The sequence below is a fragment of the Synechococcus sp. R8-2 genome (assembly GCF_047461715.1).
Taxonomy (GTDB): Bacteria; Cyanobacteriota; Cyanobacteriia; order Thermostichales; family Thermostichaceae; genus Thermostichus.
In genome coordinates this window covers 1-9,516 of record NZ_JANSHQ010000017.1, presented here as the reverse complement: position 1 = coordinate 9,516, position 9,516 = coordinate 1, and the positions used below count along the sequence as shown (strand labels likewise).

The 9,516-nt window shown below is 59.2% G+C and carries 9 protein-coding genes; 5 read left to right on the top strand and 4 right to left on the bottom strand.

Translation table 11 applies throughout. The features are described 5' to 3' along the window. Both NW819_RS00395 and NW819_RS00390 read left to right on the top strand, forming a co-directional pair. A partial coding sequence (locus NW819_RS00395; protein ID WP_414412554.1) for a molybdopterin-dependent oxidoreductase occupies window positions 1-293 on the top strand: 293 nt, incomplete at its 5' end. 281 nt (window positions 294-574) lie between these two features. Continuing rightward, entirely contained in the window at window positions 575-1,783 is a 1,209-nt protein-coding gene (locus NW819_RS00390; RefSeq protein ID WP_414412553.1) for a Coenzyme F420 hydrogenase/dehydrogenase, beta subunit C-terminal domain, read from the top strand. 3 nt (window positions 1,784-1,786) lie between these two features. On the opposite strand, the gene NW819_RS00385 is transcribed toward NW819_RS00390, so the two are convergent. Continuing rightward, a complete protein-coding gene (locus NW819_RS00385; RefSeq protein WP_414412552.1) occupies window positions 1,787-2,983 on the bottom strand; it encodes an aspartate aminotransferase in 1,197 nt (398 codons plus the stop codon). 160 nt (window positions 2,984-3,143) lie between these two features. Here NW819_RS00385 and der point away from each other — a divergent pair, with 160 nt between their 5' ends. The 3 genes from der (at window position 3,144) to NW819_RS00370 (ending at window position 6,356) form a co-directional block, all read left to right on the top strand. Next, window positions 3,144-4,523 (top strand): ribosome biogenesis GTPase Der, encoded by a 1,380-nt coding sequence (der, locus tag NW819_RS00380; protein ID WP_414412551.1) that lies wholly within the window; start codon window positions 3,144-3,146, stop codon window positions 4,521-4,523. Between the two features lie 23 nt (window positions 4,524-4,546). Then, window positions 4,547-5,011: an SsrA-binding protein SmpB gene (smpB, locus tag NW819_RS00375; RefSeq protein ID WP_011432891.1), complete on the top strand. Its 465-nt coding sequence runs from the start codon at window positions 4,547-4,549 to the stop codon at window positions 5,009-5,011. Window positions 5,012-5,099: 88 nt separating this feature from the next. Then, window positions 5,100-6,356 carry a BMP family lipoprotein gene (locus NW819_RS00370; RefSeq protein WP_414412550.1) on the top strand — a complete coding sequence of 419 codons (1,257 nt, stop codon included), beginning with the start codon at window positions 5,100-5,102 and terminating at the stop codon, window positions 6,354-6,356. An 11-nt stretch (window positions 6,357-6,367) separates the two neighbouring features. Here NW819_RS00370 and NW819_RS00365 read toward each other — a convergent pair whose 3' ends face one another. The 3 genes from NW819_RS00365 to era form a co-directional block, all read right to left on the bottom strand. Then, window positions 6,368-6,970 (bottom strand): glutathione S-transferase family protein, encoded by a 603-nt coding sequence (locus tag NW819_RS00365; protein WP_414390983.1) that lies wholly within the window; start codon window positions 6,968-6,970, stop codon window positions 6,368-6,370. Between the two features lie 98 nt (window positions 6,971-7,068). Next, complete coding sequence (locus tag NW819_RS00360) at window positions 7,069-8,199, bottom strand: aromatic ring-hydroxylating oxygenase subunit alpha (RefSeq protein WP_414409420.1); 1,131 nt, start codon at window positions 8,197-8,199, stop codon at window positions 7,069-7,071. 237 nt (window positions 8,200-8,436) lie between these two features. Then, a complete protein-coding gene (gene era / locus NW819_RS00355; protein WP_414412555.1) occupies window positions 8,437-9,357 on the bottom strand; it encodes a GTPase Era in 921 nt (306 codons plus the stop codon). Window positions 9,358-9,516 lie beyond the last annotated feature (159 nt).

The following is a 9,516-nucleotide window of genomic DNA, read 5'->3' as shown; positions in this document are numbered from 1 at the left end:
CAAGCTGTGCCGTGTCTCCAGTCTTTGCGTTGTACCGAAAGGAGATGGAGGATGTCAACTGGACAGGGGTGTGGATCCCGGATGGGTTGCAGTTGGTATCCATTGCTCCTGAGGCCAAGGCGGTGATGCAACACTGTTATGGCGGCTACACCACCAACCTGACTCTGGAGGAGTTCACCCGCCCCGAAAACTACCTGGTTCATACCCTGGAAGGACAACCGCTCCCGGTAGGGCCGGTGCGCACTTTGATCCCTCACCCATATGCCTGGAGTTTCCCCCCTGAGATCAACTGAGCTTTTGGGGGAGCAACGGCTACTACATGGGCGGTGAACCCTGGGCGGAAGAACGCTACAGCAATCTATAGAGGCTCTGAAATTTTGCGCTCCTTTAGCAGGGATCCCTCGAAGTTCTTTGCCGCTATCTGCCGTTTTGGCCGCAAACTGAAGAGAGCACCTTGGTTGCCGTTGCTGCGAACGCCTGAGGTGCCTGTGTCTTTAGATCTCAAAGAAAGCTTAAATAGCAAAGCTCAAAAGATCCATTGGACTCCATTCCGCTTACGCAAACACTAGAAATCATGGGATCCCGTTCACCGCGTCCAGCCCGGCCCATCCGTTCCGGCCGCTATCCGGCCAAAGAGCTGTGCAGCCAGTGCGGCCTCTGCGATACCCGCTACGTGGCCCACGTCAAAGAAGCCTGTGCCTTCTTGGACCAGCAACTGACCCAGTTGGAAGAACAGACCCACGGGCGATCCCGGGAATCGCTGCGCTCAGGATCCCTTGCCGTCACTGATACCGATTATTTCGGTGTCTACGAGGCGATGTACACAGCCCGCAAGCGGGATCCGATCCCGGGGGCCCAGTGGACGGGCATTGTCAGCAGCATTGGCATGAAGGCCCTCACCACTGGCTTGGTGGAAGGGGTGGTGTGCGTGCAGGCGGATGAGCGGGATCGCTTTCAGCCACGGCCCATCCTGGCTCGTACCCCCGAAGCGGTCTGGGCGGCGCGAGTTAACAAGCCAACTCTTTCTCCCAACTTGTCTGTGTTGGAGCAGGTGGAGCAAAGCGGCCTCAAGCGCCTATTGGTGATCGGGGTGGGCTGCCAAATTCAGGCTTTGCGGGCGGTGGAAAAAAAACTGGGCCTGGAGAAGCTGTACGTGTTGGGCACGCCCTGTGTGGACAATGTCAGCCGTGCCGGGCTGCAAAAGTTTCTAGAAACCACCAGCCGCTCCCCACAGACGGTGGTGCACTACGAGTTTATGCAAGACTTCCACATCCACTTCAAACACGAAGATGGCTCGGTGGAAAAGGTGCCCTTCTTCGGCCTCAAGACCAAAGAACTCAAGGACGTGTTTGCCCCCTCCTGCCTCAGTTGTTTTGACTATGTGAATGCTCTGGCAGATCTGGTGGTGGGCTACATGGGATCCCCCTTGGGCTGGCAGTGGCTGCTGGTGCGCAATCAGCGGGGGCAAGAGCTGTTGGACTTAGTCTGGGAGGAGCTGGAAACCCAACCGGTGATCTCCCAGGGATCCCGGCGGGCGGCAGTGCAACAGGGGATCCCAGCCTACGATCAAGCCCTGACCCTACCGATGTGGTTGGCCCAGATCATGGGGGCGGTGATCGAGCGGTTTGGGCCACGCGGTTTGGAATATGCCCGCTTCTCCATCGATTCCCACTTCACCCGCAACTACCTCTACGTGCGCCGCCACTATCCCCAGAAGTTGGAGCAGCACGTGCCCCCCTTTGCCCGGCGGATTGTGGAGCAGTACCAACTCCCGCAAGACTGAGGCTCAGCAGTAGCGGATCCCAGCTTCCGCCCAGCGATCGATAGCCTGACCTATGCGCTCGCAATCGGCAATTAGGCTAATCCGCACGTAGCCCTCTCCTCCCTCTCCAAAAGCGCTGCCGGGGGTTACGACCACGCCTGTAGATTCCAGCACCCGCAGGGCAAACTCCGTCGATCCCTCAGGGGTGCCGTCGGCAGCGCGGGGGGTAGGGATCCAGAGATACATCGTCGCCCGTGGCGGCTCGATCCGCCAGCCCAGTTCCGCCAAGCGGCCAATCAAATAGTCGCGACGGCAGCGGTAGCGTTCTTGCACCTGCTCCAGATAGCTATCCGGCAGGCGCAGGGCAGTTTCGGCGGCCTTTTGGATGGCGGCAAAAATGCCGTAGTCGAGATTGGTTTTCAGGGTGCGCAAGCTCTGGATGATCTGGCGATTGCCCACCACAAATCCCACCCGCCAACCGGCCATGTTGTAGGTTTTGGAAAGGGTATGGAACTCCACCGCCAAGTCCTTGGCGCCTGGGATCTGCAGCAGGCTGGTGGGCCGGTAGCCGTCAAAAGCCAGCTCGGCATAGCACAGGTCGTGCACCAGGATGAGATCGTAGCGGCGGGCAAACTCCACCACCTCCTCAAAAAAAGAGCGGGGCGCAACTGCCGCCGTCGGGTTGTTGGGGTAGTTAAAGTAGAGCACCCGCGCTTGCTGGGCCACTTCCGGCGGTATTTCTTGCAGATCGATCAACCACCCCTTCTGCGGGCGCAGCATCATCGGGTAGATCTGCCCGCCGGCAATCATGGGGCCGCGAAAATGGGCTGGATAGGCAGGGCTGGGCACCAACACCAGATCTCCGGGATCCACATAGGCCAGAGCCAGGTGGGTCAGCCCCTCTTTGGATCCCAGCAAAGGCAGCGCCTCTCCATTGGGATCCAGCTCCACCCCGTAGCGGCGCCAGTACCAATCCGTGATCGCCTGGCGGAAGCTGGCCGTGCCCTCAAAGGGCGGGTAGCCGTGGTGGGCGGGATCCGCAATGGCCGCCTGCGCCGCCTCCACCACCGGCTGTGGGGTGGGGCCATCGGGATTGCCCATGCCCAGATCGATCAAATCCAACCCCTGCTGGCGGGCGCGGGCCTTCAGCTCATCCAAGCGGGCGAAGACATAGGCGGGCAGCTTGTTCAGCCGCTGGGCGGGAACGAGAGCGCGGTTCATGGCAAGAATGGGGAAGGGGCACAGCCGGTGCCTGATGGGAGGATAGGTACCTAACTTACCGCCAGACCTGCATCCAAAGCAATGATCGAGATCGGCGGGTTTGGGCATCCGGGATCCCGAACAGCTAGGATAGATATCCCAAGTTATCGACGAGCCAACAGTGCCCCTACCTCTTGTGGCTGTTGTGGGTCGCCCCAACGTGGGCAAATCTACCCTCGTCAACCGCATGGCGGGGGTGCGTTCGGCCATTGTGCATGATGAGCCCGGCGTGACCCGGGATCGTCTGTACCAGGAGGTGGAATGGAACGGGCGCCGCTTGCGGGTGGTGGATACCGGCGGCCTGGTTTTTGGGGATGACAGCGAATTTTTACCCCACATTCGCCAGCAAGCAATGGCAGCCATGGCCGAGGCCCAAGCCGTGATCTTCGTAGTGGATGGCCGAGAAGGACTGACACCCGCCGATGTAGAAGTGGCCGATTGGCTGCGCAAACAACCCCTGCCGGTGGTGGTGGCCGTAAACAAGTGCGAGTCGGGGCAAATGGGCCTGGCTCAGGCAGCAGCCTTTTGGGAGCTGGGGCTGGGGGATCCGATCCCCTGTTCCGGCATTCATGGCAATGGGGTAGCCGAGCTGTTGGAGGCGGTGCTGGCTCACTTGCCCGAAGTGACCGCAGAAGCCGCAGGCGAGCCAGATCCCATCGCCGTCTCGATTGTGGGACGGCCCAACGTCGGCAAATCCAGCCTGCTCAACCGCCTGGTAGGATCCGAGCGGGCCATCGTCAGCCCCATTTCCGGCACCACCCGCGATGCCATCGACACCGTGGTCACCTGGGAAGGGCAGCCCTATCGCCTCATCGATACCGCCGGCATCCGCAAAAAAAACCGCGTGCAGTACGGCATTGAGTTCTTCAGCATCAACCGGGCCTTCAAGGCCATCCAGCGCTCGGATGCAGTGCTGCTGGTGATCGATGCTTTGGAGGGGGTTACCGAACAGGATCAGAGGCTGGCCGGGCGCATCGAAGAAGAGGGCCGCGCCTGCGTTGTCGTCGTCAACAAGTGGGATGCAGTAGAAAACAAAGATACCCACACCATCAACGAGTTCACCCGCGAGATTCGCGACAGGCTTTACTTTATTGAATGGGCGCCGCTCCTGTTTGTCAGCGCCCTCACCGGGCAACGCACCCACAAAATCTTTGAGCAGGTGAATACCGTGGTGGCCGCCCACCGCAAACGGGTTCCCACCGCTGTGGTCAACGAAGTGCTCCAGGATGCTCTTGCCTGGCAATCGCCCCCCACCAACCGCCAGGGCAAGCAGGGCAGAATTTACTACGGCACCCAGGTGGCGGATCGGCCCCCCACCTTTGTTCTGTTTGTCAACGATCCCGATTTGTTTAAGGATAACTACCGCCGCTTCCTGGAAAAGCACTTCCGGCAAAACCTGGACTTTACCGGTACCCCCATTCGCTTTCTCTGGCGCGGCAAATCCGAGCGCTTGGTTGGGCGGGCGGTGCGAAAATTGGAGAGATCCCTGACCTCTCGTTAGGCCCTCTGGTCTACTGAAAGCCTATGGCTGTGGATCCCAACGTCAAAACCCTGGTTGACAACCGTCGCGCCCGCTTCGAGTACGACATCTTGGAGACCTATGAGGCCGGGATCCAACTGACCGGCACAGAGGTGAAATCGATACGAGCGGGCAAAGCCAACCTGCAAGACGCTTTTGCCCTCTTTCGGGATGGGGAAGCATGGCTGCACAATCTGCACATCTCCCCCCATGACACCGCCAGCAAAGTGTTTAACCACGACCCTACCCGCCGCCGCAAGTTGCTGCTGCACCGGCGTGAGATCGACCGCCTACGGGGCTTGGTGGAACAAAAGGGCCTGACCGTGGTTCCCCTCAAGCTGGTGCTCAACCGCGGCTGGATCAAAGCCCATCTGGGCGTGGCCCGCGGCAAAAAGCTCCACGACAAGCGGCAGGCAATCAAAGAGCGGCAAACCCAGCGGGAGATTCAGCGGGAACTGAAGGAACGATAAATTTCTCCCTGAGCCCCTGCTGGCTTCCACGTCGTTTGCCAAGCGCCTTTTTGTATTCCCAGATACAGCGATCTGCAGCGGGATCCCGATGATGGATGTAGTTCTTTGGCTTTGGATCCCTGTCCTGCTGGAGTTGCCTGTGAACTGGAATCTTACCCGCGCTTTTTCTCCCTTGAAAGGCTTGGCTGTTGGCCTATCGGTCGCCGCTTTACTGGGATCCACCCCCACAACAGCGCAAGAGACCTTCAAAGTGGGCATGGTGCTGGTGGGGCCGATGCAGGATGGCGGCTGGAGCCAGGCGCATGTGGAGGGCAGCGAATATGTCAAGGCCAAGTTGCCCGGCCTCCAGTTTGACTACCTGGACAAGGTGAACCCGGCGGATCGGCCCAATGTGCGCGCCTCTCAGGTGGCGGATGACATGATCGCCCGAGGTGCGAAGGTTATCATCTTTACTTCTGATGACCACAAAGACGACGCGATTGAAACGGCCCGCAAGCATCCCGAGATTGCGGTTATCCATGCTTCTGGGGACATGGCCTGGAAGGAGGGGAAAAATTACATCGATCTGCCCAACTTGGCCAACATCATGCCCCAGATGGAAGCGATGCGCATGGTGGCTGGCTGTGCTGCAGCCCTGGGCTCCGAAACCGGCAAAATTGGCCTATTGGGACCTCTGATCAACGATGAAACCCGCCGTTACGCTGCTGCTGCTTACTTGGGGGCCAAATACTGCTGGGAAACTTACCGAGATCGTCCTGAAGAGTTGCAGTTCCGGGTGACCTGGATTGGCTTCTGGTTCAACATTCCAGGGGTTACTTTGGATCCGAGCAAGGTTGCCGATGACTTTTACAACAGCGGCTTTGATGTGGTGATGTCGGGGTTGGATACGCCGGAGGCGGCGGTACAAGGCAAGCGGGCTGCTGAGGCCGGAAAGCGAGTGCGCTACACCCACTACGGCCTGGCCAGCGGTTGTAACTTTGCGCCCGAAATTTGCCTGGGGGTTTCCTACTACAACTGGGGGCCAGGATACAAGCAATTGATCGAGGCAGCTCGCGCGGGCACCTTCGAGAGCCAATTCCTACGTCCGCCCATCGACTGGTCGGATATCAACAACCCGGACACGTCTTCGGCGGGGTTCATCATGGGAGAAGCCCTGAAGCCGGAAGACAAGGCCAAGCTGGAGGAGTTTATTGCTGGCTTGGGGAATGGCAGCATTCAGCTCTTCAAGGGGCCACTCAACTTCCAAGATGGCACGCCCTTCTTGGCTGAGGGGGAAGTGGCCAGCGAGGTCGAGATTTGGTATCTGGGCCAGTTGCTGCAGGGCATGGAGGGAGCCAGCAATTAGGAGAAAATGTTTCATGCTCCGGGTAGGGGGAAGAACCGGTCGGTTTCTTTCACCCGCTGACACCAGGCTCGGATCTGGGGAAAGGGCTTAAGGTCAAACCCACCCTGCTCCGCCACATGGGTGTATGTGAAAAGGGCGAGATCGGCGATGGTGTAGCGGTTGCCCACAAAAAACACCTTCCCCTGCAGATGGCCTTCCATGATCTCCAGCGCCTCTGTTCCAGATTTCAAGTTCTGGGCGATCGCGTCAGCATGGGCCTCTGCTTGGCCGGCCCGTACCCAGAAGCGAGTGGTGGCGATGTAGCGGGCAATGCGGGTTTGTTCAAAAAGCAACCACTTCAAAATCTCGGCCCGTTCCAACTTGTTTTGGCCGTAGAGGGGGGTGTCTTCTGCCAGGTAGACCAAGATCGCGGCGGACTCGGCCAAGACCGTTCCATCTTCCAGTTCCAAAGCCGGGATCTGGCCCAGGGGGTTTTTGGCCAGGTACTCGGGGCGGCGGTTTTCTCCGGCCCTGGAGTTGACTTCAACCGTCTCATAGGGGATCCCCAATTGCTTGAGGAGCAATTCCACTTTGTAGCAATTTCCGGAGGTTGGGATCCCGTACAGTCGCAACATTGTGGTTAACCTCAGCCCAAAGCACCTTACAAAGAACTTCGTCCTAACAACGCCAACGGCAACCCAATCAACAAAAACCCTCTGTCCCTAACACTTTTTTAGCAGCTTTGCTCTTCCAACTCCTGCATCTGCCGGCGGTATTCCCGCCCAAAGGCTTGCAGCAACCCTTCTGCATGGGAAAGAGGCCCTGCTTCATAGGCACGGGATCCCACCCCTTGCTGGGTGAGCTCGCACAGGTGCCAATCCTGTCGATTGGTGCGATCCCACAATTCCACCACCTCGCTGGGATCAAAACCATCCAGCGCCAAGGTCTCCGGCTCAAACAGCCAATCGCAGACAACCCGCGTCCGGTCGGATCCCTGGGGCCACAGAGTGTGGGTCATGACATAGTCCGGCTGCAGGCTCAAGAATAGATTGGGCATAAGGGTGTAGTAGTAGGCCCGCCGTTGGTTCTCGCCTCGCACGGTGGAGATCAGGGGCAAGCTGCGTTGGCCACTCATGTTTAGGCTGGTCACATCTGGATTGAGCAACATGTAGCCGCCCAAAAAGGGGCCTTCCATCAAGTCGTTGCGACCACTGCGAGCCGGCGAAAGGCGGGCCAATTCTGGGTGAATGAGCGGGCAGTGGTAGCACTCAGAGTAGTTTTCAAACAGCAATTTCCAATTGGCTTGAACGTGGTATTCAATACGATGGCCTCGCCGCAGAGCGGACAGGTTCCACTCTCGGAAACGACCTTGCAATGGGGCAAAAACCTCATCGAAGGGCTGAGGATTGCGGCTGAGGTTGACCCAGACGAAGCCTTCCCATTCTGCCAAGGCAGCGGAGTGGAGGGGATAATCTTCACGGCGAAAGTCTTCCACCTCGTGCATCTGGGGAGCTGCCAACAATTGCCCGTCCAGCCCATAGCGCCAGGCGTGGTAGGGGCAAGGGATCCCATCGGCAAAATGGCCTTGGAGCTCGCTGCAGAGTCGGGTTCCTCGATGGCGACAGTGGTTGAAGAAGGCATGGGCTTGCCCCTTGGGATCCCGTACCAGGATCAGGCTTTCTCTGAGCACCTGCACCTGCAAAAAGTCTCCGGGTTGGGCCAGATCGGCACTGCGCCCCACGCAGAACCACTGCCGATAAAAAATCCGCTCAATCTCCGCCTCAAAGCGGCTGGAAGAAACATAGTAGTGGCCAGGCAGGGTGCGGGCGCCCGGTTGAACAGTAGCGGGATAGAAAGCGGTCATGGGGCAAAGCAGCGATAAGAAAAACTGCTGTGGGACTCCAGAGGCTTTGCTATCCAAGCTAACGCAGGGATCCCATCCGGCATCTATTCCAAGCAGATCCAAGGCATTTTTAAGGCATTTTTGAAGCATTCCCCCCAAGCACGCCGTGCTGCTCGCGCAAATACCCCAGTCTCCTACCCACAAGGGGAGAGGGGGGCATAAGAACTCCGTCCTGCTGACGCAAATGGCTTATTCCCGCTAGGGGGACGTAGCGCTGTAGCCCAAGTCGCGCAGAAGGTGCTCAGAGCGCCGCCAGTGGGGCCGCACCTTGACAAACAGCTCCAGGTACACCTTGCCCAGGATCAGCTTTTGAATCTGCAGGCGGGCTGCCTGGCCGATCCGCTTGAGCCTTTCCCCCCCTTTGCCAATGAGGATCCCCTTTTGCGAGTCCCGCTCTACATAGAGGGTGGCCAAGATGCGGGTGACGTTGGGGGTTTCTTCCACCTGGTCGATGGTCACGGCCACGGAATGGGGCACTTCCTCGCGGGTCTGCAGCAGCACCTGTTCTCGGATCAGCTCCGCCATGATGAACCGCTCCGGCTGATCCGTCACCAGATCCGGCGGGTAGTAGTAGGGGCCGGTGGGCAGCAGATCGATGGTGGCTTGGATCAGGGGTGTCAAACTGCTGGGATCCAAGGCAGACACCCAAACGACAGGAGCGCCGGGGCGCAGGGCTTGGTAGCTCTCTTGGTGAGCTTGGCGCACGGCAGCATCCCGAGGAAGCAGATCCGCTTTGTTGCAGACGATCAGGCAGGGGGAAGCAGCAGGGATCCGCTCGGCAATAAAAGCATCCCCCCGTCCTGCCGGCACCGATCCATCCACCACGAAGAGGATCACATCCACAGCGGCAATGGCTGCCTGGGCGTTGTGTACCAAAATTTCCCCCAGGCGGTGGTGGGGCTTGTGAATGCCAGGGGTATCCACCCAGATGATCTGGGCTTCCGGCAGAGAGAGGATCCCCTGCAGGCGGTTGCGGGTGGTCTGGGCCACGGGAGAGGTGATGGCAATCTTTTGTCCCACCAGGGCGTTGAGTAGGGTGGACTTGCCCACATTGGGCCGCCCGATCAGCCCCACAAACCCCGACTTAAACCCTGGCGGGGCAGCCGGGATCGCAGACAGTTCCCCACTGCTGACACGACCGGGCGCCGATTCCCCTTCTGCTGCAGCAGCGGAGGACTCTGTCCCGCCGTCGCCAATGGATCCCTGTCCCTCAGGGGAGGGATCCCTCCCGTCTGAAGGAGAATGGGGATGTCCGGCGCTGATACATTTACGCTGAAC

Coding starts and splice junctions, on each gene's coding strand:
- NW819_RS00365 (WP_414390983.1), bottom strand. CDS start 6,970: ATGTTGCGACTGTACGGGATCCCAACCTCCGGAAATTGCTACAAAGTG.
- smpB (WP_011432891.1), top strand. CDS start 4,547: ATGGCTGTGGATCCCAACGTCAAAACCCTGGTTGACAACCGTCGCGCC.
- NW819_RS00360 (WP_414409420.1), bottom strand. CDS start 8,199: ATGACCGCTTTCTATCCCGCTACTGTTCAACCGGGCGCCCGCACCCTG.
- NW819_RS00390 (WP_414412553.1), top strand. CDS start 575: ATGGGATCCCGTTCACCGCGTCCAGCCCGGCCCATCCGTTCCGGCCGC.
- NW819_RS00370 (WP_414412550.1), top strand. CDS start 5,100: ATGATGGATGTAGTTCTTTGGCTTTGGATCCCTGTCCTGCTGGAGTTG.
- NW819_RS00385 (WP_414412552.1), bottom strand. CDS start 2,983: ATGAACCGCGCTCTCGTTCCCGCCCAGCGGCTGAACAAGCTGCCCGCC.